Origin of the sequence: Kitasatospora sp. NPDC049258, from assembly GCF_040678895.1 — a bacterium.
GTDB lineage: Bacteria > Actinomycetota > Actinomycetes > Streptomycetales > Streptomycetaceae > Kitasatospora.
In genome coordinates this window covers 82,345-104,537 of sequence record NZ_JBFAQT010000010.1, presented here as the reverse complement: position 1 = coordinate 104,537, position 22,193 = coordinate 82,345, and the positions used below count along the sequence as shown (strand labels likewise).

At 71.1% G+C, this 22,193-nt stretch carries 19 protein-coding genes and 2 pseudogenes; 14 read left to right on the top strand and 7 right to left on the bottom strand.

The window, feature by feature from the left end:
- Nucleotides 1–286 precede the first annotated feature (286 nt).
- The 11 genes from AB0K43_RS11500 to AB0K43_RS11450 all read left to right on the top strand — a co-directional run bounded on the left by AB0K43_RS11500 (nucleotide 287) and on the right by AB0K43_RS11450 (nucleotide 15,921).
- The gene (locus tag AB0K43_RS11500) at nucleotides 287–2,152 is read left to right on the top strand and encodes an APC family permease (RefSeq protein ID WP_363638347.1); all 1,866 of its coding nucleotides are present in this window, start codon (nucleotides 287–289) and stop codon (nucleotides 2,150–2,152) included.
- A gap of 275 nt (nucleotides 2,153–2,427) precedes the next feature.
- Entirely contained in the window at nucleotides 2,428–4,431 is a 2,004-nt protein-coding gene (locus AB0K43_RS11495; RefSeq protein ID WP_363638509.1) for an APC family permease, read from the top strand.
- A 331-nt stretch (nucleotides 4,432–4,762) separates the two neighbouring features.
- A complete protein-coding gene (gene kdpF / locus AB0K43_RS11490) occupies nucleotides 4,763–4,852 on the top strand; it encodes a K(+)-transporting ATPase subunit F (RefSeq protein WP_033822604.1) in 90 nt (29 codons plus the stop codon).
- 1 nt (nucleotide 4,853) lies between these two features.
- On the top strand, nucleotides 4,854–6,515 hold the full coding sequence (gene kdpA, locus AB0K43_RS11485) for a potassium-transporting ATPase subunit KdpA (RefSeq protein WP_363638345.1): 1,662 nt from the start codon (nucleotides 4,854–4,856) through the stop codon (nucleotides 6,513–6,515).
- Complete coding sequence (gene kdpB, locus AB0K43_RS11480) at nucleotides 6,515–8,623, top strand: potassium-transporting ATPase subunit KdpB (protein ID WP_363638343.1); 2,109 nt, start codon at nucleotides 6,515–6,517, stop codon at nucleotides 8,621–8,623. Before kdpA ends, kdpB begins: the two co-directional genes overlap by 1 nt.
- A 19-nt stretch (nucleotides 8,624–8,642) precedes the next feature.
- A complete protein-coding gene (gene kdpC / locus AB0K43_RS11475; protein ID WP_363638341.1) occupies nucleotides 8,643–9,272 on the top strand; it encodes a potassium-transporting ATPase subunit KdpC in 630 nt (209 codons plus the stop codon).
- Between the two features lie 143 nt (nucleotides 9,273–9,415).
- Nucleotides 9,416–12,007 carry an ATP-binding protein gene (locus tag AB0K43_RS11470; protein ID WP_363638339.1) on the top strand — a complete coding sequence of 864 codons (2,592 nt, stop codon included), beginning with the start codon at nucleotides 9,416–9,418 and terminating at the stop codon, nucleotides 12,005–12,007.
- Nucleotides 12,004–12,678, top strand: a complete 675-nt coding sequence (locus tag AB0K43_RS11465) for a response regulator (RefSeq protein ID WP_363638337.1) — start codon at nucleotides 12,004–12,006, stop codon at nucleotides 12,676–12,678. Before AB0K43_RS11470 ends, AB0K43_RS11465 begins: the two co-directional genes overlap by 4 nt.
- A 366-nt stretch (nucleotides 12,679–13,044) precedes the next feature.
- Nucleotides 13,045–14,457, top strand: a complete 1,413-nt coding sequence (locus tag AB0K43_RS11460; RefSeq protein WP_363638335.1) for a hypothetical protein — start codon at nucleotides 13,045–13,047, stop codon at nucleotides 14,455–14,457.
- A 196-nt stretch (nucleotides 14,458–14,653) separates the two neighbouring features.
- Nucleotides 14,654–14,863, top strand: a complete 210-nt coding sequence (locus AB0K43_RS11455; protein WP_363638333.1) for a hypothetical protein — start codon at nucleotides 14,654–14,656, stop codon at nucleotides 14,861–14,863.
- Nucleotides 14,863–15,921 (top strand): hypothetical protein, encoded by a 1,059-nt coding sequence (locus AB0K43_RS11450; RefSeq protein WP_363638331.1) that lies wholly within the window; start codon nucleotides 14,863–14,865, stop codon nucleotides 15,919–15,921. The genes AB0K43_RS11455 and AB0K43_RS11450 overlap by 1 nt, the downstream gene beginning before the upstream one ends.
- Here the strand turns inward: AB0K43_RS11450 and AB0K43_RS11445 are convergent.
- On the bottom strand, nucleotides 15,834–17,384 hold the full coding sequence (locus AB0K43_RS11445; RefSeq protein WP_363638329.1) for a Na+/H+ antiporter: 1,551 nt from the start codon (nucleotides 17,382–17,384) through the stop codon (nucleotides 15,834–15,836). The two genes, AB0K43_RS11450 and AB0K43_RS11445, sit on opposite strands and share 88 nt — an antisense overlap.
- 323 nt (nucleotides 17,385–17,707) lie before the next feature.
- Between AB0K43_RS11445 and AB0K43_RS11440 the strand changes: the two genes are divergently transcribed.
- Nucleotides 17,708–18,292, top strand: coding sequence for a hypothetical protein (locus tag AB0K43_RS11440; protein WP_363638327.1), 585 nt, complete (start codon nucleotides 17,708–17,710; stop codon nucleotides 18,290–18,292).
- Between the two features lie 560 nt (nucleotides 18,293–18,852).
- Here the strand turns inward: AB0K43_RS11440 and AB0K43_RS11435 are convergent.
- From AB0K43_RS11435 to AB0K43_RS11425, 3 genes are all read right to left on the bottom strand, one after another.
- Nucleotides 18,853–19,215: a hypothetical protein gene (locus tag AB0K43_RS11435; RefSeq protein ID WP_363638325.1), complete on the bottom strand. Its 363-nt coding sequence runs from the start codon at nucleotides 19,213–19,215 to the stop codon at nucleotides 18,853–18,855.
- An 81-nt stretch (nucleotides 19,216–19,296) separates the two neighbouring features.
- Nucleotides 19,297–19,701, bottom strand: coding sequence for a hypothetical protein (locus AB0K43_RS11430; RefSeq protein ID WP_363638323.1), 405 nt, complete (start codon nucleotides 19,699–19,701; stop codon nucleotides 19,297–19,299).
- Nucleotides 19,702–19,888: 187 nt separating this feature from the next.
- Nucleotides 19,889–20,116, bottom strand: a complete 228-nt coding sequence (locus tag AB0K43_RS11425; RefSeq protein WP_363638321.1) for a hypothetical protein — start codon at nucleotides 20,114–20,116, stop codon at nucleotides 19,889–19,891.
- 279 nt (nucleotides 20,117–20,395) lie between these two features.
- Here AB0K43_RS11425 and AB0K43_RS11420 point away from each other — a divergent pair.
- Nucleotides 20,396–20,623 (top strand): annotated as a pseudogene (locus AB0K43_RS11420) (transposase family protein); the annotation flags it as partial.
- Between the two features lie 23 nt (nucleotides 20,624–20,646).
- Nucleotides 20,647–20,784, top strand: coding sequence for a hypothetical protein (locus AB0K43_RS11415; RefSeq protein ID WP_363638513.1), 138 nt, complete (start codon nucleotides 20,647–20,649; stop codon nucleotides 20,782–20,784).
- 49 nt (nucleotides 20,785–20,833) lie between these two features.
- Here AB0K43_RS11415 and AB0K43_RS11410 read toward each other — a convergent pair.
- The 3 genes and pseudogenes from AB0K43_RS11410 to AB0K43_RS11400 form a co-directional block, all read right to left on the bottom strand.
- Nucleotides 20,834–21,154: pseudogene (locus tag AB0K43_RS11410) on the bottom strand (hypothetical protein); the annotation flags it as partial.
- A gap of 188 nt (nucleotides 21,155–21,342) precedes the next feature.
- Entirely contained in the window at nucleotides 21,343–21,783 is a 441-nt protein-coding gene (locus AB0K43_RS11405) for a DUF1931 family protein (RefSeq protein WP_363638319.1), read from the bottom strand.
- A gap of 15 nt (nucleotides 21,784–21,798) precedes the next feature.
- A complete protein-coding gene (locus AB0K43_RS11400) occupies nucleotides 21,799–22,173 on the bottom strand; it encodes an FAD-dependent oxidoreductase (RefSeq protein ID WP_363638317.1) in 375 nt (124 codons plus the stop codon).
- Between the last annotated feature and the right edge of the window lie 20 nt (nucleotides 22,174–22,193).

Below are 22,193 nucleotides of genomic sequence, written 5' to 3'. Positions count from 1 at the left end.
CCGCAAGAAGAAGGCCAACCACGGCCGCAGGGCGTGCCAGTAGGTCCATGATCCACCCGGTGCCGTGTGCCACCGGCATCGGGTGTCCGAGAAAGTCGCTGCCCCGGGGTGCTGTCCGTTCACGGTCGCAAGGCCGACGGTACCCCGGGGCAGTGACGTACCCGGCACGTCAATACCGTGTCAGGGCATCGGTTGCGGCCGTCAAGGTCTCGTATGGGCCGGTGGAGGCCGTATCCCGCGTGGGACAGCATCCGTGGAGCACATTCGATCCACGGAGGTTCATTCGATGTTCGGTGCCACCGATGCGCAGCAGTCGGCCCAGGCCGCCGGCAAGGCGGAGCCGCCTGATACCGGCCGCCAGCCCGAGCAGCAGCGCGACAAGCTGACCGCGCTCGGCGGTCTGGCGGCGCTCTCGCTCGACGCGATGGCCTCCGTCGCCTACGGCCCCGAGTCGATCGTCCTCGTACTGGCCGCCGCGGGCGGTTACGGCCTCGGTTTCACCCTCCCGGTCACCGCCGCGATCGCGGTGCTGCTGGCGGTGCTGGTGGCCTCGTACCGCCAGGTGATCGCGGCCTTCCCGGACGGCGGCGGCTCGTACGCGGTCGCCAAGGCGCATCTGGGCCGCCGGGCCGCGCTGACCGCCGCCGCCTCGCTGGTGATCGACTACATCCTGAACGTCGCCGTCTCCGTCACCGCCGGCGTGGCCGCGCTGACCTCGGCCGTGCCGGGCCTGTACGAGGACCGGGTCTGGCTGTGCCTGGGCGTCCTCGCCCTGGTCACCGCCGTCAATCTGCGCGGCATCGCCGAATCGGCCCGCTGGTTCATGGCACCGACGGCCGTCTTCGTGCTCTCGATCCTGGCGATCGTCGTCGTCGGCCTGTTCCGGAGCGCGCCCGCGAGCACCGAGGCCGCCGCCGGGCACGCCTCCGCGCTGGCCGGCAGCGCCTCCACGGTCGGCGCGCTGCTGCTGCTCAAGGCCTTCGCGGCCGGCTGCTCGGCGCTGACCGGCGTGGAGGCGGTGGCCAACGCGGTCCCGTCCTTCCGGACGCCGCAGGTCAAGCGCGCCCAGCACACCGAGGTCGCCCTCGGCGCCCTGCTCGGCGTGATGCTGATCGGCCTCGCCGTGCTGATCGGCCGCTTCCACCTCCAGCCGGTCGAGGGCGTCACCGTGCTCGCCCAGCTCGCGGACGCCTCGCTCGGCCACGGCTTCGGCTTCTACCTCGTCCAGTTCTCCACCGTGATCCTGCTCGGACTGGCGGCCAACACCTCGTTCGGCGGGCTGCCGGTGCTGATGCGCCTGCTCGCCCGGGACAACCACCTGCCGCACGTCTTCGCCCTGCGCGCCGACCACCAGGTGCACCGCCACGGCGTGCTGTTCCTCGCCGTGGTGTCGGGCGCCCTGCTGATCGGCTCGGGCGGCGACGTCAACAGCCTCGTCCCGCTGTTCGCCATCGGGGTCTTCGTCGGCTTCACCATCTGCCAGGTCGGCATGGTCAGGCACTGGAACCAGGAACGCGGACCGGGCTGGCGGGGCAAGGCGCTGCTGAACGGTTTCGGCGCGCTGCTCACCGGGGTCGCCACGCTGGTGGTCACCGGCACCAAGTTCACCGAGGGCGCCTGGGGCATCTGCCTCGCGCTGCCGCTGATGGTCCTGCTGTTCGAGCAGATCCACCGCGCCTACGTCCGGATCGGCGCCAGGCTGGAACTCGGGCAGGTGCCCGGCCCGGTCACCCGGCAGCGTTCGCTGGTCGTCGTCCCGGTGCACGCCATCACCCGCCTCACCCGGGACGCGCTGAGCGCCGCAGTGTCGCTCGGCGACGAGGTGCTCGCCGTCACCGTCGTGCACACCGCGCCCGACCCGGAGGACCGCAAGGCGGCCGAGGCCCTGCGCCGGGACTGGGAGCTCTGGCGGCCCGGCGTGCCGCTGATCGAGATTCCCGACGCCCACCGGCGGCTCGGCCGGCCGATCGCGGCCTTCGTGGGCGAGCTCGGCGCCGAGCACGCCTACGACCGGATCACCGTGCTGATCCCCGAGGTGGAGCCGGCCCGGCTGTGGCAGCGGGCGCTGCAGAACCAGCGCGGAGCGGTGATCGACCGGGCGCTGCGCCGGCACAGTGACGCGGTGGTGTGCCGGCTTCGGCTGCGGATGTAGCCCGGCGGGCGGGTGATTTGCATGATTAGTCACTATATGACCGATTTGAGCGGCATATCTTGACGATCCCTTAACGTCGGCGTTAACGCCCCTGATACGCGCCGGTAGCGCACTCCGGTCGACCGGTCTGACCTGCGGATATCTTCGCGCTGGCGGGGTCGGGCGGGGTACGCGGCGGCCGTTTCGGGGGCCTTGTCCGCCCGCGTGGGCGCCCTACGCTCGCCCGTGTGTTCAATCTGCCCCAGGCGCTGAAGCGCCTCGTCATCGGCCGGGCCATGCGCAGCGAGGAGCTGGGCGAGACCCTGCTCCCGAAGCGGCTGGCATTGCCGATCTTCGCGTCCGACCCGCTGTCCTCGGTGGCCTACGCCACCCAGGAGATCCTGCTCGTGCTCACGGTCGGAGGCACCGCGTTCCTGTACCTGACGCCTTGGGTGGCGGCGGGCGTGGTGGCGCTGATGGTCGTGGTCGTCGCCTCCTACCGCCAGGTGGTGCACGCCTACCCGAGCGGGGGCGGCTCGTACGAGGTGGTGTCCCGCAACCTGGGGGCCAACTCCGGTCTGGTGGTGGCGGCCTCGCTGCTGGTGGACTACGTGATGACGGTCGCGGTGTCGGTGGCGTCCGGGGTGGACAACATCATCTCGGCGTTCAACGGCCTGGCGGACTACCGGGTGGCCATGGCGGTCGGGTTCGTGGCGCTGCTCATGGCGATGAACCTGCGCGGGGTGCGGGAGTCGGGCAACGCGTTCGCCGCGCCGACCTACCTGTTCATCGGCGGGATGCTGCTGATGATCGTCACCGGCCTGGTGCGGGTGGTTTTCGGTGACGCGCCGGTGGCGCCGAGCGCGGCGTTCGGCATCGCCCCGGACCACGGCGGCGACAGCCTGGCGGGTCTGGGGCTGCTGGTGCTGGGCCTGCGGGCGTTCGCGTCCGGTTGCACGGCGCTGACCGGGGTGGAGGCGATCTCCAACGGCGTGCCCGCCTTCCGGGCGCCCAAGTCGCGCAACGCGGCGAGCACCATGGCGGTGATGGGCATCACCGCGGTGGTGATGTTCGTCGGCGTCACCGCGCTGGCCCTGATCGCCAAGGTCCACTACGTCGACGACGCCTGCCAGCTGACCGGCCTCGCGGGGGACTGCGCGACCTACACCCAGCAGACCGTGATCGCCCAGCTGGCGGCCTCCGTCTTCGGCGGCAGCGACAGCATCCTGTTCTACCTGATCCAGGCCGCCACGGCGCTGGTGCTGATCCTGGCCGCGAACACCGCCTTCAACGGCTTCCCGCTGCTGGCCTCGATCCTGGCCGAGCACCGCTACCTGCCCCGGCAGATGCACACCCGCGGCGACCGCCTGGCCTTCTCCAACGGCATCATCGCGCTCGCCGTGGTCGCCGGCGCCCTGCTGTGGCTCTACGACGCCGATGTCACCAGCCTGATCCACCTCTACATCCTCGGCGTGTTCACCTCCTTCACGCTGTCCCAGATCGGCATGGTGAAGCACTGGAACCGCCTGCTGGCCGGCGGGGGCGAGGGCCAGGCGCGCGCCGCCGCCCAGCGCTCCCGGGTGATCAACGGGCTCGGCGCGGTCACCACCGCCCTGGTGCTGGTGATCGTGCTGCTCACCAAGTTCACCCAGGGCGCCTGGCTGGCCGTGGTGGCCGCCGTGGTGCTGTGGCTGATGATGCGCGGCATCCGGCGCCACTACGACACCGTCGCCGCGGAGCTCGCCGTCGAGGACCCGCGTGCCGAGTCGGTGCGTCCGGCCAAGGTGCACGGCATCGTGCTGGTCTCCAAGCTGCACAAGCCCACCCTGCGCGCGCTGGGTTACGCCGAGGCGTTCCGGCCGGACACCCTGGAGGCCGTCACCGTCGAGGTGGAGAAGGACGCCACCGCCGAACTCCGCACCCAGTGGGACGCCTACGACGTCCAGGTGCCGCTGAAGGTGCTGGACTCGCCGTACCGCGAGATCACCAAGCCGGTGGTCTCCTACGTCCGCACGGTGCGCCGCACCAGCCCCCGTGACGCGGTCGCGGTGTTCATCCCGGAGTACGTGGTCGGGCACTGGTGGGAGCACCTGCTGCACAACCAGTCCGCGCTCTGGCTGAAGAGCCGGCTGCTGTTCACCTCCGGTGTGATGGTGATCAGCGTGCCCTGGCAGCTCGCCTCCGCACCCCGCGCCGACCACCCCGCCCGCCGGGCCCCCGGCGCGGTGCGCCGCGGCGAGCCCACCCGCCCGAAGACCGCCGCCAAGACCGCGACCGAGACCGTCACCGAGAAGGTCTGAACCCCTGAAAACCGGCCCCGGACAGCATCGCTGTCCGGGGCCACCGACACGTTCCGGCCATGGTGCGGTCTCGAGCGTGTGAAGCAGGTATCAAGGCCGCGTCAATGTTCCAAATTCATCCGTATGGAGGGCGTCAGGATTCCCTGCACCGCTGCGACCAGCTGATTTGCTGACCAAGCCGGTCTGCCGCCGGCGTCGTGCAAGCCCCCGAGGCGTCCACGGCCAGGTCCTGAACCACGTTGGTGGAGTCCATGCTCGATCTCGTTTTCGTCGGTGTCACGGTCGCCGTGTTCGCCGTCATCGCCCTGGTAGCACGGGGGGTGGAGAAGCTGTGAGCGTCGAGAACATCGCAGGTCTCATCGTCGCCGTCGCTCTCGTCGGCTACCTCGTCGTGGCGCTGATCTACCCGGAGAAGTTCTGACATGAGCTCCACTCTCGCGGGCTGGCTGCAGGCCCTCGCCCTGGTGGGCGCACTGGCCCTGTGCTACCGCCCCCTTGGCGACTACATCGCCAAGCTCCTCACCTCCGCCAAGCACCTCAGAGTCGAGCGCGGCCTCTACAAGGTGATCGGCGTCGACGGCGACGCCGATCAGCGTTGGCCCGTCTACCTGCGCTCGGTCCTGGCCTTCTCGGCAGTCTCGATCCTCTTCCTCTACGGCCTGATCCGCCTCCAGGGCCACCTGCTGCTGAGTCTCGGTGTCCCCGAGATGGAGCCGCACCAGGCCTGGAACACCGCGATCTCCTTCACCACCAACACCAACTGGCAGTCCTACAGCGGTGAGTCCGCGATGGGCCACCTGGTGCAGATGGCCGGCCTGGCGGTGCAGAACTTCGTCTCCGCCGCCGTCGGCATCGCGATCGTCGCCGCGCTGATCCGCGGGTTCACCCGCAACCGCACCGACCGGGTCGGCAACTTCTGGGTCGACCTCACCCGGATCGTGCTGCGCCTGCTGCTGCCGATCTCGATCGTCTTCGCCCTGGTCCTGGTGGCCAACGGCGTGGTGCAGAACTTCCACGGGTTCCACGACCTGGTGACCCTCGGTGGCGACACCCAGTCGATCCCGGGCGGCCCGGTGGCCTCCCAGGAGGTCATCAAGGAGCTGGGCACCAACGGCGGCGGCTTCTTCAACGCCAACTCGGCGCACCCGTTCGAGAACCCGAACGGCTTCACCAACTGGCTGGAGATCTTCCTGCTGCTGGTGATCTCCTTCTCGCTGCCCCGCACCTTCGGCAAGATGGTCGGCGACAACCGCCAGGGCTACGCGATCGTCGCCGTGATGGCGATCTTCTGGGTGGCCTCGGCCGCGCTGATCACCTTCGCCGAGTCCCAGCACTCCGGCACCGCGCTCCAGGCGGCCGGCGGCGCGATGGAGGGCAAGGAGCAGCGGTTCGGCATCGCCGCCTCCGGCCTGTTCGCGGCCTCCACCACGCTGACCTCGACCGGTGCGGTGAACTCCTTCCACGACTCGTTCACGCCGTTCGGCGGCGGTCTGACGATCTTCAACATGATGCTCGGCGAGATCGCGCCCGGCGGTACCGGCTCCGGCCTGTACGGCATGCTGATCCTGGCGATCGTCGCGGTCTTCGTGGCGGGCCTGATGGTCGGCCGCACCCCGGAGTACCTGGGCAAGAAGCTCGGCGGCCGGGAGATGAAGTTCGCCTCGCTGTACATCCTCACCACGCCCGCGCTGGTGCTGATCGGCACCGGTGTCGCGATGGCCCTGCCGGGCGAGCGGGCCGGGATGCTGAACTCCGGCGCCCACGGCTTCTCCGAGGTGCTGTACGCGTTCACCTCCGCCAGCAACAACAACGGCTCGGCGTTCGCCGGCATCACGGTGAACACGCCGTGGTACGACACCGCGCTGGGCCTGTGCATGGTGTTCGGACGCTTCCTGCCGATGGTGTTCGTGCTCGCGCTCGCCGGCTCGCTCGCTCAGCAGCAGCCGGTCCCCGCCACCCCGGGCACCCTGCCCACTCACAAGCCGCTGTTCGTGGGCCTGCTGTCGGGCGTCGTCCTGATCGTCGTCGGCCTCACCTACTTCCCGGCCCTGGCTCTCGGGCCGATCGCGGAAGGTCTCCACTGATGTCGTCCACCGTTACCCCGCCCGCTCCCGTGGAGCAGGAGCACGCTCCGCACAGAGTCTCCGGCGGCCTGCTCGATCCCAAGCTGATCGTCTCCTCGCTGCCCGACGCGGTGAAGAAGCTCGACCCGCGCGTCATGATCAAGAACCCGGTCATGTTCGTGGTCGAGGTCGGCTCGGTGGTCACCACCGTCTCCGCCATCGCCGACCCCTCCGTGTTCGCCTGGGCGATCACCGTCTGGCTCTGGCTCACCACGGTCTTCGCCAACCTGGCCGAGGCCGTCGCCGAGGGCCGCGGCAAGGCCCAGGCCGACACCCTGCGCCGGACCAAGACCGACACCATGGCTCGCCGGCTGGTCAACTGGCCCTCCTCGCAGTCCGAGGAGGAGGTCTCCGGGACCGCCCTCCAGCTGGGCGACCACGTGGTGGTCGAGGCCGGCCAGATCATCCCCGGTGACGGCGACGTCGTCGAGGGCGTGGCCTCCGTCGACGAGTCGGCGATCACCGGCGAGTCCGCGCCGGTGATCCGCGAGTCGGGCGGTGACCGCAGCGCGGTCACCGGCGGCACCAAGGTGCTGTCCGACCGGATCGTGGTCAAGATCGCATCCGAGCCCGGCAAGTCCTTCATCGACCGCATGATCGCGCTGGTCGAGGGCGCCGCCCGGCAGAAGACGCCGAACGAGATCGCCCTCAACATCCTGCTCGCGTCGCTGACCATCGTGTTCCTGGTCGCGGTCGTCACCCTGCAGCCGATGGCGACCTTCGCCGGTGCCCCGCAGTCGATGATCGTCCTGGTCGCCCTGATCGTGGCGCTGATCCCGACCACCATCGGCGCGCTGCTCTCCGCGATCGGCATCGCCGGTATGGACCGGCTGGTGCAGCGCAACGTGCTGGCCATGTCCGGCCGCGCCGTCGAGGCCGCCGGCGACGTCAACACCCTGCTGCTGGACAAGACCGGCACCATCACCCTCGGCAACCGCCAGGCCGCCGAGTTCCAGCCGGCCGCGGGTGTCACCGTCGAGGAGCTGGCGGACGCCGCCCAGCTCTCCTCGCTGGCCGACGAGACCCCCGAGGGCCGTTCGATCGTGGTCCTCGCCAAGACCGGGTACGGCCTGCGGGCCCGCGCCCAGGGCGAGCTCACGCACGCCACCTGGGTCCCCTTCACCGCGCAGACCCGGATGTCGGGTGTCGACCTCGACGAGGCCGGCGGCGTGCTCTCGGTGCGCAAGGGCGCGGCCGGTTCGGTGACCAACTGGGTCACCGAGCAAGGCGGCACGGTCGGTCAGGACATCGCCACCCTGGTCGACGGGATCTCCGCCGCCGGTGGCACCCCGCTCCTGGTCGCCTCCCGGGTCGGCAGCGCCGCCCCCAAGGCCCTCGGCGTCATCTACCTCAAGGACGTCGTCAAGGAGGGCATGAAGGAGCGCTTCGACGAGCTGCGCCGGATGGGCATCAAGACCATCATGATCACGGGCGACAACCCGCTGACCGCCAAGGCGATCGCGGACGAGGCCGGCGTGGACGACTTCCTCGCCGAGGCCACCCCCGAGGACAAGATGGCCCTGATCAAGAAGGAGCAGGAGGGCGGCAAGCTGGTCGCGATGACCGGCGACGGCACCAACGACGCGCCCGCCCTGGCCCAGGCCGACGTGGGTGTGGCGATGAACACCGGCACCATGGCGGCCAAGGAGGCCGGCAACATGGTGGACCTGGACTCCAACCCCACCAAGCTGATCGAGATCGTCGAGATCGGCAAGCAGCTCCTGATCACCCGTGGCGCGCTGACCACCTTCTCGATCGCCAACGACGTCGCGAAGTACTTCGCGATCATCCCGGCGATGTTCGCCAGCGTGTACCCGGGCCTGCGCCACCTCAACATCATGGGCCTGCACAGCCCCACCTCGGCGATCACCTCGGCGATCATCTTCAACGCCCTGGTCATCGTCGGCCTGATCCCGCTCGCCCTGCGCGGCGTCAAGTACCGTCCTTCGGACGCGAGTTCGCTGCTGCGCCGGAACATCGCGGTGTACGGCTTCGGCGGTCTGGTGGTGCCGTTCATCGGCATCAAGGCGATCGACCTGATCATCCAGTTCATCCCCGGCCTGAGCTGAGACGGAGGAAACAGCAATCATGCCCAAGCCACTGCCCACCTCCGTACGCACCCACTTCACCGCACTGCGGATGCTGCTGGTGATGACCGTCATCCTCGGCATCGCCTACCCGTTGCTGGTCACCGGCATCAGCCAGGTCGCCTTCAGCGACAAGGCCAACGGCTCGATCGTCAGTTCCCAGGGCAAGGAGATCGGTTCCAGCCTGATCGGCCAGAACTACAACCTGCCCAAGCAGAACCCCGACGACCCGGACGAGGCGGCCGTCCCGGACCCCCAGTGGTTCCAGCCCCGGCCGTCCGCCTACAACTACGACCCGAAGAGCTCCGGCGCCTCGAACCTCGGCCCCAACAGCGAGGACCTGCTGAAGAACGTCGAGGACCGCCGTGCGGCCGTCGCCGCCTTCGACGGAGTCGACCCGGCCACCGTCCCGGTGGACGCGCTGACCGCCTCCGGGTCGGGCCTCGACCCGCACATCTCGGTCGCCTACGCCAAGGAGCAGGTCGCCCGGGTCGCCAAGGCCCGCAACCTGCCCGCGGACACGCTCGAGAAGCTGATCGACACGTACACCGAGGGCCGCTCGCTCGGCTTCCTCGGTCAGGACGGCGTCAACGTCGTCCTGCTCAACAAGGCGATCAGCGAGCAGAAGTGACCGTACGCCGGTCGGTCGGGTAGGAAGGCCGGCCCGGGAGCGGGGGAGCACCCCGCACCCGGGCCGGTCACCCGCATGTCCGTCCGCGTCGCGCCGAACCACCCACCACACCCAGGCCGCCCTCGCAGGAAAGAGCAGCGCCCATGTCTCGCGACCTCACCCCCGGCAGCCGCGTACGGCGCGGCCGGCTGCGGGTCTACCTCGGCTCGGCTCCGGGCGTCGGCAAGACGTACCGGATGCTCGACGAGGCCCGGCGCAGACAGGAACGCGGCGCGGACGTGGTGGTCGGCTTCATCGAGTGCCACGGCCGCCGGCACACCGAGAACATGCTCCAGGGCCTGGACGTCGTGCCGAGGCTCACCCGCACCTACCGGGACACCGACTTCACCGAGATGGACCTCGACGCGATCCTCGAACGGAGGCCATCCGTGGCCCTGGTGGACGAGCTCGCCCACACCAACGTCCCCGGCGGGCGCAACGCCAAGCGCTGGCAGGACGTCGAGGAACTGCTGGCCGCCGGCATCGACGTGATCACCACCGTCAACGTCCAGCACCTGGAGTCGCTGAACGACGTGGTCCAGAAGATCACCGGCATCCCGCAGCGCGAGACCGTCCCCGACGAGGTGGTCCGCCGAGCCGACCAGATCGAACTGGTCGACATGGCACCCCAGGCCCTCCGGCGCCGGATGGCGCACGGCAACGTCTACAAGGCGGAGAAGGTGGACGCGGCACTCTCCAACTACTTCCGCGTGGGCAACCTGACGGCCCTGCGCGAACTCGCCCTGCTCTGGGTCGCCGGCCGGGTCGACGAAGGGCTGCGCGACTACCGCGCCACCCACAACATCGACCGGGTCTGGGAGACCCGCGAGCGCGTCGTGGTCGCCCTCACCGGCGGCCCCGAGGGCGAGACCCTGATCCGCCGGGCCGCCCGGATCGCCGACCGCACCGCCGGCGGCGACCTGCTCGCCGTCCACATCACCCGCTCCGACGGCCTCGCCGGCGCCTCCCCGGGCAACCTCGCCGAGCAGCGCCGGCTGGTCGAAACCCTCGGCGGCAGCTACCACGTGGTGGTCGGCGACGACATCCCGACCGCGCTGCTCGCCTTCGCCCGGGCCCACGACGCCACCCAGCTCGTGCTCGGCACCAGCCGCCGCGGCCGGATCAACCGCTTCCTCACCGGCCCCGGCATCGGCGAGACCACCGTGGACGCCTCCGAGGACATCGACGTCCACATGGTCACCCACGAGTTCACCGGGCGCGGCCGGCTGCCCTCGCTGGGTCGGCGGCACTCCAAGCGGCGCACCGCCGCCGGCTTCACCTCGGGGCTGGTGCTGCCCTTCCTGCTCACCGCCGGGCTCTCCCAGCTGCACTCGCTGAACCTGACCACCGTCGCGCTGATCTTCCAACTCGGCGTGGTCGCCGTCGCCTTGCTCGGCGGGGCGGTCTCCGCGCTGATGGCCTCCCTGATCGCCTCGCTGCTGCTGAACTACTACTTCATCCCGCCCGTCCACACCTTCACCATCGCCGAGCCCAACAACGTCATCGCCCTGGCGGTCTTCGCCGTCGTCGCGCTCACCGTCTCCACCGTCGTCGACCACGCCTCCAAACTCACCAGCCGGGCCGCCCGCGCCACCGCGGAGGCGGAAACCCTCTCCACCCTGGCCGGCAGCGTGCTGCGCGGCGCCGACGCGCTGCCCGCCCTGCTGGAGAAGTCCCGGACGGCCTTCGGCATGGACTCCGTCGCCCTGCTCGACCGCAACGGCGGCGCGGTGCTCGCGCGCAGCGACGCGGGCGGTGACGCCGCGCCGGATCGCGAGGTCACCGAAGTCCCGGTCGGCCCGGACGCCTTGCTGATCCTGGCGGGCCGTCGCCTGCCCGCAGCGGATCAGCGGGTGCTCGCGGCCTTCGCCGCCCACGTCGCGGCCGCCCTGGAACGCGACCGGCTCGCCACCGTCGCCGCCGAGGTCGAGCCGATCAAGGCCGCCGACCGGATGCGCACCGCCCTGCTCGCCGCCGTCAGCCACGACCTGCGCACCCCGCTGGCCGCCGCCCTCGCCTCGATCGGCTCGCTGCGCAGCCCCGATGTCGAGTTCTCCGACGAGGACCAGGCCGAACTCCTCGCCATGGCCGACGAATCGCTGGTCAAGCTCACCCGCCTGGTCGACAACCTGCTCGACATGAGCCGCCTGCAGGCCGGCGCCCTCACCCTGCACCTGGCACCCACCCACCTGGACGAGGTGCTGCCCCGGGCGATGGACTCGCTCGCCGACCCCGACGCCCCCGTCCAGCCGCTCGGCCTGGACACCGCACCCGCCGTGCTCGCCGACCCGCCGCTGCTGGAGCGCGTCCTCGCCAACGTCATCACCAACGCGCTGCGCCACAACGCCCCCGGCGCGCCTGTGCTGGTCACCGCCAGCAGCCTCCCCCAGCCTCCGGCCGGGGGCACCCCCAAGGACCGGTTCGTCGAGATCCGGGTGATCGACCGCGGCCCCGGCATCCCGCCCGAGCACCGCGACGACGTCTTCCTGCCGTTCCAACGCCTCGGTGACACCGACAACACCACCGGCGTCGGCCTCGGCCTCGCCCTCTCCCGGGGCCTCGCCGAGGCGATGGGCGGCACGCTGGAGGTCGAGGACACCCCCGGGGGCGGAACGACGATGCTGCTGGTGCTGCCCGCGGCCGAGGCCGAGCCGGACCTCCCCCTGGACGCGGACCCCGGAGAGGTGACGGCATGAGTCACATCCTGGTGGTGGACGACGAGCCGCAGATCCTGCGCGCCCTGAAGATCAACCTGCACGCCCGCCACTACTCCGTCCTCACCGCCGGCACCGGCGCCGAGGCGCTGGAACTGGCGAGCCGGGAGGTGCCCGGGGCCGTGCTGCTCGACCTCGGCCTGCCCGACCTCGACGGCGTGGACATCATCCGCGGTCTGCGCGCCTGGAGCCCGGTGCCGATCATCGTGCTGTCCGGCCGCGACAGCACCGCCGAGAAGATCCGGGCGCTCGACGCGGGCGCCGACGACTACCTCACCAAGCCCTTCGACCTGGACGAACTCCTGGCCCGGCTCAGGGTCGTGCTGCGCCGGCCGGTGGCCGAGGCGCCGCCGCCCCGGGCCGTGATCGGCGACCACGAGGTCGATGTCGCCGCGGCCACCGTCACCGGCCCCGACGGTCCGGTGCGGCTCACCCCGACCGAGTGGAAGATCCTGCTGATCCTGCTGGCCCAGCCGGGGCGGCTCGTCCCCGGGCGGCAGATCCTGCGCGAGGTCTGGGGGCCGGAGCAGGAGGAGCACGGCAACTACCTGCGGGTCTACCTCGCCGGGATGCGCCGCAAGCTGGAGCCTGACCCGACCCGGCCCCGCCACCTGATCACCGAGCCGGGCATCGGCTACCGCTACCAGCCCTGACGGCCCGGGCGGCGCGGGCGGCGCGGCGCCAACGAGGCGTCAAGACCGCTGCCCGCGCTGCTAAGGAAGCGTCAGGGGAGCGGAAAGTCGATCTCGGACGGCATAGCGTCGCCGACGAGGGAACGGTCCCGCTCCGAGGGGGTGCGGGCCACTTCCCACGCCGGTGGAGACCTCCACAGGTAACCAACCGGCGGCCAGGTGAAAAGGGTAGGGGGACGCGCGGCCATGACAGCGGGTGCAGCGGGCAGAACGACCGTGCCGTGGAAGACGGGTACGCCAAAGGCGGCGGACCCGGGCCCGGTCGGCCTGGCACCCGGGCCGCGCGACCCCCGCACCAGCCCCACCACCACCGCTGAGGCTCGGGTGGTGCGACCGTCCCTGACCGGTGGCCGGTGGAACACACCCCGCCTGGTCCGCGCGCTCACGGCGCTCTGCCTGGCCGCGCTGCTCGGCTTCGCCGCCGCCACGGCCTCGGTGCTGGGCGGCGCCCGGAGCGGCATCGACGGGATCGGCCACCGGGCGGCCCCGCAGGCCGTCCGCGCCGCCGACCTCTCCTTCGCCCTGAGCGACATGGACGCCCAGGCCGCCAACCTGCTGCTGATCGGTGCCGACCCGGACTACACCGTTCTGCGCCAGCAGACCCTGGACACCTACGAGCAGCGCCGCAACCAGGCCGGCACCGACCTCCAGCGCGCGGCCGAAGCCGCGTCCGCGGACCCGGTCGGACAGCGCGCCGTGCAGACCGTCATCGGCGAACTCGGCCACTACGAAGCCCTGGTCGCACGCGCCCAGCTGCTCGAGGACCAGGCCCACGCCCCGGCCGGCAAGCCCGCCCCGGACGCCCTGGACACCTACCGCCAGGCCACCGACCTGCTCCGGCAGAAGCTGCTGCCCGCCGCCGACCAGGTCGCCGCCACCAACTCCGCCACCGTCGAGCGCATCTACGCGGGGCAGCGGGAGGATCTCGGGGCCGGCCGGTGGTGGATCCTGGCCACCGGCGTGCTCGCGCTCGCCGCGCTGGCCGCCCTGCAGCGGACCTTGACCGTTCGCTTCCGCCGCCGGATCAGCCTGCCGCTCGCCGCCGCGACCCTGCTCGCCGTGCTCGCGCTGGCCACCGGTCTCCAGCGCGCCGCGCAGGCGGACCACCGGCTGGTCGTCGCCAAGAGCAACGCCTACGACTCGGTGATCGCCCTCGGCCGCGCCCGCGCGGTGGCCTACGACATGAACGCGGACGAGAGCCGCTACCTCACCGACCCGGCCCGGGCCGCCGCGTACGAGCAGAGCTTCCTCGACAAGACCCAGGCCGTCGCCCGCCTCGTCGGCACCACCCTCGACAGCTACAACGGCGAGCTGTCCCGCCAGGCCGACGCCCACCGCGCGGACCACCGGGTGGTCCCGTTCGACGGCTACCTCGGGACGGAGCTGCGCAACATCACCTTCGCCGGCGAGCAGGACGCGGCCGAGCGGGCCCTGACGGCGTTCCAGCGCTACCAGCAGGACGACCGCACCATCCGCGACCTCCGCAACCACGGGCAGCTCAAGCAGGCCGTGACCTTCAACACCGGTACCGCGGCGGGCCAGTCCAACGCCGACTTCGAACTGCTCGGCGCCGCCCTCGTCGACGTCCAGACGATCAACCAGCGAGCCTTCGACACGGCGGTGGCCGAGGCCGACGCCGACCTGGGCGCGGGCACCGCATTCGCCGGCGGCCTCGCCCTCGCCCTGGCGCTCGCCCTGACCGCGGTCGGCGTCCGCCCGCGCCTGCGCGAGTACCGCTGAGGTTACGGCCGCGTTCTTGACGTCAAGAGATCTTCACAGAAAGTGACATGACGTTCAGTCAGTGCTCGGCTCGAAGTCGATCATTCGTGAAGTGATACCCCGGGGGAGAGATGGCGGACGGATTCCGCGTCGAGGCCGACGAGCTCGACCAGGTCGCCAAGGATTGCGCGAGGCCACCGGCAGCATGGCCGGGGCGATGCATGCCCTCGAGAGATCGGCACCCAACGTGACCGGCCACCTGCAGCTCGACGGAGCCTGCGAGACGTTCGCGGACAGCTGGAAGTACGGCCTGAAGCAGCTCAACGAGTCACTGAACGCAATCGGTGAGGGCATGACCGCCACCGCCCGCAGCGGCCGGCAGGCCGACGAGGCCGTCCGCATCGCGATGGCGGGGCAGGCGGCCTGATGTCGATGACCGGCTTCCCCGGCTGGGGCAGCTCCGTCGACCGGGACGGCTTCGACGTCCTCGGCTTCGACCCCGCGCCCGGCAGCCTGCCGGGCGTCCAGACCCTGGTGCAGGACCTCCACCAGGCGGCCAAGGAACTCGAGGACGCCCGGGCGAGCGTTCTGCGGGCCGCGGACAACGGCCAGGCCTGGCAGGGGAGGGCCGCGGACGCCTTCTCCGCCCGGATCGCCCGGCTCCCCGGCCAGCTCGACGTCGCACACGCCTCGTTCTCCTCCGCCCACCGCACCCTGGCCGCCTGGCACGACCAGCCGGCGGCTTTGAAGCAGAAGGCCGACGACCAGGAGGCCCAGGCCAAGGTCGCCAAGCGCGGGCGCGACCGGGCCGCCGACGATCCCGCGCTCGACTGGGCCGGCCGCTGGTTCCCCGACGAGCGGCACGCCGAGGACGCCACCGCCCGGATGCGCGCCGCCCAGGCCCGGCTGAACACCGCCGACGCCGAGCTGGAAGCGATCACCGCCCAGGCCGAGCAACTGAGGGTCGACCACGACCGCCTCGCCGAACAGGCGGCCCGCGCCGTCGTCGCCGCCGGCGACCAGGCCCCGGACGGGCCCGACTGGTTCGCCGAGCTGACGAACGGGGTGAAGGACCTCGCCGCGTTCCACCTCAAGCTCGCGGGCGACGCGATGGCCTGGGTACAGGAGCACGCCAACGCGATCAAGGCAGTGGGCGACGCGCTGAGCAACGCCTGCAGCATGATGGGCATCGCCTCGCTCGCCCTGGCCGGCGCAGCGGCCCCCACCGTGGAGGTCCCGCCACTGGCCGCGGTCCTCGGCACCGCCGCCGTCGCCACCGGCGTGGTATCCACCGGCCTGTCGATGGCCGCCCTCGGCGCCCACGGCGTCGCCAAGCTCGGCGGCGCCGACGTCCCCGCCACCGCCTTCGGCTACCGGGATCCGCCGCTCCGCGTGGCTCACCTGCCGCCGAGTCCCGCCTCCTCCAGATCCAGGTCCCGCTGGAGTCGGCGGCGGGTGGTGTCGCTGATCCGGTGGTCGTCGTAGAGCCGGCGCAGTTCCGTCTCCTGGACGGCGATGACCTCGTGACGTACCTCCCGGTAGACGGCGAGGTCCGACCCGGGGCGGCCGTCGTCCGGGCCTTCGGGGTGCTGGATGCGGGCTTCCAGGCCGCGGCGGATCCGGTCGAGCACGTGGCCGGGGATGGTCTCGAGGTCGGTGAGGTGGTCGAGGTGAGTGATTCCGGCGCGGGCGATGGTGTCGCGGGCCTCGGCCTCCTCCCGGGCGGTGTGCGCGGGCTCGAGGGCCAGGCCCGAGCGGTTCACCACGGGGGCGAGGCTCAGGCCCTGGACCACCAGGGTGAACACCACGACGGCCGTGGTGAGGACCAGCACCAGCGGGCGTCCGGCCAGTGCGGTCCCGTCCTCCGCAATGAGCGGGATCGACAGCGCGGCGGCGAGCGGCATCACCCCCCGCGTGCCGGCCCAGGTCACCACGGCGGCCACCCGCCAGGACGGCCGGCCGCCGGTCGGCCGGACCGCGGCCGACATCGGGAGCATCCAAAGGACGCGCAGGCCGATCAGTGCCGCGGAGATCGCGAGTGCCTGCACCGGCCACCAGCCGGCGCCGGCAGGCAGTTCGCCCACCAGGGTGGGCAGCTCGAGGCCCACGATGCTGAAGACCACACTCTCCAGCAGGAAGACGACCACGGCGTACACGGCGTGCAACTGGAGGCGGATCCGGGCGTCACTGAACCGGTGGCCGGAGCGTCCGAGTAGTACTCCGGCCACCACGACGGCGGTGACGCCGGAGCTGTGCGCGGACTCGGCGAGTACATAGGCCCCGTACGGTGTCACCAGGGCGATGACGGTCTCCAGTACCGGGTCCACGGTGCGGCGGCGGATCAGGGCCACGACGCCGGCGACCGCGGCGCCGACCGCGATTCCGCCGCCGGCCAGCAGCAGGAACTGCCCGCCCGCCGCCTGCCAGCTCACCGCGGCCGAAGCCACCGCGACCGTGACCGCGACCCGGAAGAGCACCAGTGAGGTGGCGTCGTTGAACAGGCTCTCCGCCTGTACCAGGACCTGCACCCGTCCCGGGAGCGCCAGCCGGCGGCCGAGCGCGGTCACCGCGACCGGGTCGGTGCTGGCCAGCACCGCGCCGAGGACGAAGGCCATCGGCGCCGAAAGCGGCGTGACCGCCACGGCCAGGGCGCCGACGGCCGCGGCCGAGGCCAGCACCAGGCCGAAGGCCAGCACCGTCACCGGGCGCCACACCGACCGCAGATCCCGCAGCGAGAGCTCCTCGGCCGAGGCGTACAGCAGCGGCGGGAGGACCACAAGGCCGATGGTCTCCGGTGCGATGCGCAGTGCCGGCGTTCCAGGTATCAGGGCCACCGCGAGACCTGCCAGCACGAGCAGTGAGGGCGCCGGGATCCGCCACCGCCGGGCGCCGGTGGCCACCGCCGTCGCGAGCACCACGAGAAGGAGGACGGTACCCACCGCACGCATCTGTCGAACCCCGGATCCACTGACCGGGGGCGCTGCTGCCGGCCGCCGCAGTCCGTCCCCCGCGCCGACCAGACTTCCCGGCACACCTTCGCGCAGTTTACCAACCGGTGGACGCCACGGCCTGAGGTTCCCCCCGGGTCTTGGACAGCTTCTGCGCGCGACTCGCCCGACGCCGGGACTCCGCGACCGCCCGCGACTTCCTCAGCTCCTACGCCGGCTGATCCACCCGAAGGCCCACAGCGGGATCCTCGATGTACCAACGGCAGACCCCCAGCCCACGGCCGGCCCGCCCCAAGCGGCCCGGCCCCAACGCAAGGGCCGCCATGTCCACCCCAACCACACCCGCGCCCGGACCCGCCACCCCCGGTGACCTCCAGACCGCCCGAGACAAGCACCGCCGCAGCGCCGCCGACGAGACCCTCGGCCCTTCCGCCCGCCGCCACCACGAGCACGCCACCTGCGGCTACGACTGGGCCCTGCAGGCAATCGACACCGACCCGGAGGCCGTGCACCGCCACATGGGCTACGCCGCGGCCTACGCCGAGCAGGCCCGCCACCACGCCGTCTCCAGCCGCCGATGGACCCTCGTCCTGCCCAGCCCCTTCTGCGAGTGGCTGACCCGCAGTGGACGACTCCCGGACGACTGCACCGGCAACGAGGCGGACGACCGACTGCTGCTCGCCCACCGCGCCGGCATCACCCACCGCATCGGCCCAGAGGGCGGCTGGACCCGCACGATCCCCGCCCACGACGCCCTCGCGATGTGGCGCCTCACCAGCCTTGCCCAGCGGTTCTTCCACCTCTGCACGCCCGGGACCAAGCACACCTCGGCCGGGGCCCGCGCCGCGAAGGCCCTCGCCGAACGCCTCGGAGACCTTGCCCGACGCCAGCTCGGCGCTGCAAGCTGACTACCCCGGCCGCGCCGCCAACGACCAGACCGACCCCACCCCGGATCCCGAGCACACCCATGCCTGCCAAGATGCTGCTCATCATCCCGCCTCCCACACTCGTGCCCTACCAGCGCACCATCCCCGCAAGCCCTACCCGGAAGTCGGCAGAATCGAGTTCGAGCGCGATACCACCGGCGCCGTCCGCGTCCAGGCCCTGTGGCCTGAGACCCGCACCACGCTCCTGCGGCGAGCGCCTGTCGAGCCGAGACCACCTGTGGACCCACGACATAGAAGCACTCCTCGCGCCAGCCTTGAACGCGAGCGCCCTGTCAGTCGCCCCTTTCGGCAGCTACAGCCCGGTCCGCTACCTGCTTCGCTTGCCACCTGATGACACACCAGCACCTTCTTCACCGGCTGGGGCTGCTTCTGAAAGCGGCCAGCGGAGCGGCGTTCCGAGCTGGGGGCTCCGGCCGGTCCTGCTTCCCCGGGGGCGGGCGCGGACATGGGCAGGACCCACTGCCACGACGTGGTGCTGTTCTCCGAGGGCAGGAAAGTGCCTGTGCGGCCTGCCGTGGCTGTCAGATGTCGGAGTAGCTGAAGTCTCCGACCGTCCAGCTGCTGATGTCTTCGATCGCGATGCGGTACATGCCGCCGGTGTGCGGCAGCGCGAAGTCGCCCTGCAGGATCTTCGCCCGGTGGAGGTGGAGATGGGTGGGCCGTGTGGGCGGGTCATCGGCGGGCGGGGCGAAGAGGGCGGCGAACGGCTTCAGGTGCTCCGATGCCTGGAGGACCTCCGCCACCCGCTCCCACCACAGGGTCACCGGCGCGAGCCTGCCGGTGATCACCGCTCCGGGAACCACCACGGTCAGGGACATCTGGTTGCTGTGCTCGGACTCGACCATCGCGGCGATGTCGACGAGCAGCCCGTCAGGGTTCGACATGAACCCCAGGATAGGACACGGCCTCCGGCGCACACCTGTCTGGGGCGGCGGCCATGACAGACACGGGCCTTGCGCCGGCTGCTACGCGGCGGCGGCCTGGCGCGTGGGTCGGCTGCGCCGCGGCGCGGGGCAGGTGGAAGCAGCCGCGGGGTCCTGGGTGGCGCCGGGATCGTGCGGTCCGGCGGTCACGATCAGGTCGGTTCCGAGGGCGATGACGGTGAAGCCCGCTGCGCGGAGGATTTCCGACATGGCCAGCATGAGCGCGCTGCGGATTCCGCGGAACTCGGTGCGCCCGGCGGCGTCGGCGGGATGCGGACGAGCCTGGAGGGTGGGGCCGATCAGGTCCTGGCCCGGACTCCATCTCAGTACCAGGCCGGTTCCCGGACGGTGCCGGGCGGAGAGCCCGGCGGCCTGGGGCGATGCCGGTTCGAACCCTCGGCGGGAGAGCACTGCGCAGACGGACTCAAACAGATGTTTGTCATCCACACGCCGAGTTTACCGCCTGCCCAGCCCATGGCGGGCCATCGATGACGGCTCGTCACGTGCCTTGCCGGTCATCGTCGGTGCCGCCCCATAGGTGGAGTGGCGGGTGCCCGTTCGATCCGGGAGAGGGCGCACGGCCGGCTCCGCGTCGCGCGTCCCCTCCCGGGCCCAGAGCCGCGTTGGTCCTGGGTCAGAGCTTGAACATCGCGGCGTAGGGCTGGGTGATGCGTTCGCGTCGCGATCCGAAGTCGACGAGTACCGCGATGTCGCTGTCGCCTTCGACTCCGATGGCCCGGCCGAGGCCGTACGTGTCGTGGGTGACGCGGTCGCCGACGGCGAAGTGCTTGCGCGGCGCTTCGATCCGGGCCTTGAAGGGGCTGGTGGGCAGGGCGCGGCGGACTGCTACAGATTTCGGCATTCCTTGCAGTATGCGCCGAAAATCGCGGGAGTGGGGATTTTTCGGCGCATTCGTCTTCTGGACTGTGGCAGGCGTTTCGTGCATACCGTCCGCAGTGAGCCTTTTCAGGGCAGGCCCCGATCGGGTGATGGCCGTGCGGTCGGCATGAGGGCAGAACGAACGAGGCTCCCGGGCGGGTGAGCGAGATGTCTCACGTCTCAAGCAACCAGCCAGGGGGCCTCGTTGGTCACCTGTGCTGGCGCGCTTGACCTGCCGCACGCGCTCGTCGAGTGGGTCACGATGCTGATCGTCACTCGGGAGGGTGACCGGCGGTGCAAGCTCCGACCCTCCCAGCGGGCGCTGGTCGCGCTGGTGTATCTGCGCAGGCACGACACCGTCGCCCAGATCGCGGCCGGCTTCCGGATCAGCGTCGGCACCGCGCACGCCTACGTGCACCAGGTCACCGACCTCCTCGCCCGCAAGGCACCGGGCCTGACCCGGGCCCTGCGCGAGGCTGACGCGGAGTACGGGCGATCAAGAACGCCCGCGAGATGGCCCTGCTGCCGTACACCTCGACCACCCGAATGGCCGCCGCGCCGCAGCTCGTCCCGATCACCGTCGACGGACGCGAGCAGCTCGTCCCCCGCCAGGTGGTCCGCGCCTACGAGCGCGGACTGATCAGGCTCTGAACAAGGACGGGGCCGCAGCCTACGCGCTGCGGCCCCGACTGTTCGCGGGTCAGGAGATGTTGAGGGTGGTGCCGTCGATCACGAAGCTGGTCTGCAGGGAGCTGTCCTCGGTGCCGGTGAACTTGACGGTGACACTCTGGCCGGCGAAGGCGGAGACCGCGTAGCTGCGCAGCGTGTAGCAGGCGGCGGCGTTGGCGTTGCCGAGGCCGGCCAGGGCGGTGGAGTCGGCCTGGACGGTCAGCTTGTCGTAGGCGGTCGAGCCGGACTCGGCCGTGTCGATGTGCAGGTAGACGCTGAGGGTGGCGTGGCAGCCGGCCGGGATGGTGACCGACTGGGAGAGCGTGTCGGTGTGGGTGGAGCCGTAGCCGTTCCGCCAGCCCACGGACAACGGGACAGGTGAGCAGCGCCACCCCACTGACATGACAGACGAACAGTGGGCCGTTGTTATCGGTAAGTCAGGCTATTGGTACTTGCGGAATGGGGACCTTGCTGATCGTCTCCGGTACCAGCGAGGGCCCGGCACGGCCGACGGAACCGCCGGCCTGGTGGATGCCCCGCTCAGATCAGCAGGTCGAAGAGTTCGAAGGCCTCATCCCACTGCTCCGTGGAGGGGCGGCGGGTGTCGCGGGCGATGGTTTTGAGGGCGCGGGCGAGGGCGACACTGAGGCCGCCGGCCAGGACGGGCAGCCGCTGCTGGGTGTCCTCGGCGGCCTCCATGCCGAGGGCGGGGCGGGCTGCGAGCTGGTCGAGCAGCGGGCGTAGTTCGATGCCCTCCTCCAGCTTTTTGAAAGTGTGAATACTCTCCTGCAGGCCTTTGGTGACGGGGAGGTCCTGCGGCTCGATGATGTCCCGGTCGTTGGCCTTGGCATTGGCCATTCCGATGAGACAGAGGTCGTAGAGCTTGGCGTCCACGAAATCGTTGTAGCGCTTGAGGTCGTTCTTGTTGACATCGAGTCCGGCGGCTGCGCGGAAGAAGCGCTCGAACTTGGGGATACCCATGACGGGCATGGCATTTCACCTTCTCGCGTCGATGGCCATGGCGCCCTCGCCTACTGCGGAGGCCACCCGCTTGACCGAGCCGCTGCGGACGTCGCCGACGGCGAAGACCCCGGGCAGACCGGTCTCCAGGGCGAGTGGGGCGCGGCCCAGGGGCTTCCAGAGGTCCGCTGCCAGATGGTCCACGTCCTGCCCGGTCGGAATGAAGCCGCGTCTGTCCAGGGTGACGGCGGCGGCGAGCCAGGAGGTGGCGGGGCGCGCGCCGATGAAGATGAACAGGGCACGGGCCGCCAGCACCTCCTGCTCGCGGGTGCGGTTGTCCTGGACGACGAGGGCTTCCACCCGGTCCTCGCCGGTGACCTCTTGGGTATCCGGCCGCCGAAGGTGGTCCACGAGTTCATCAGGTGAGCTCA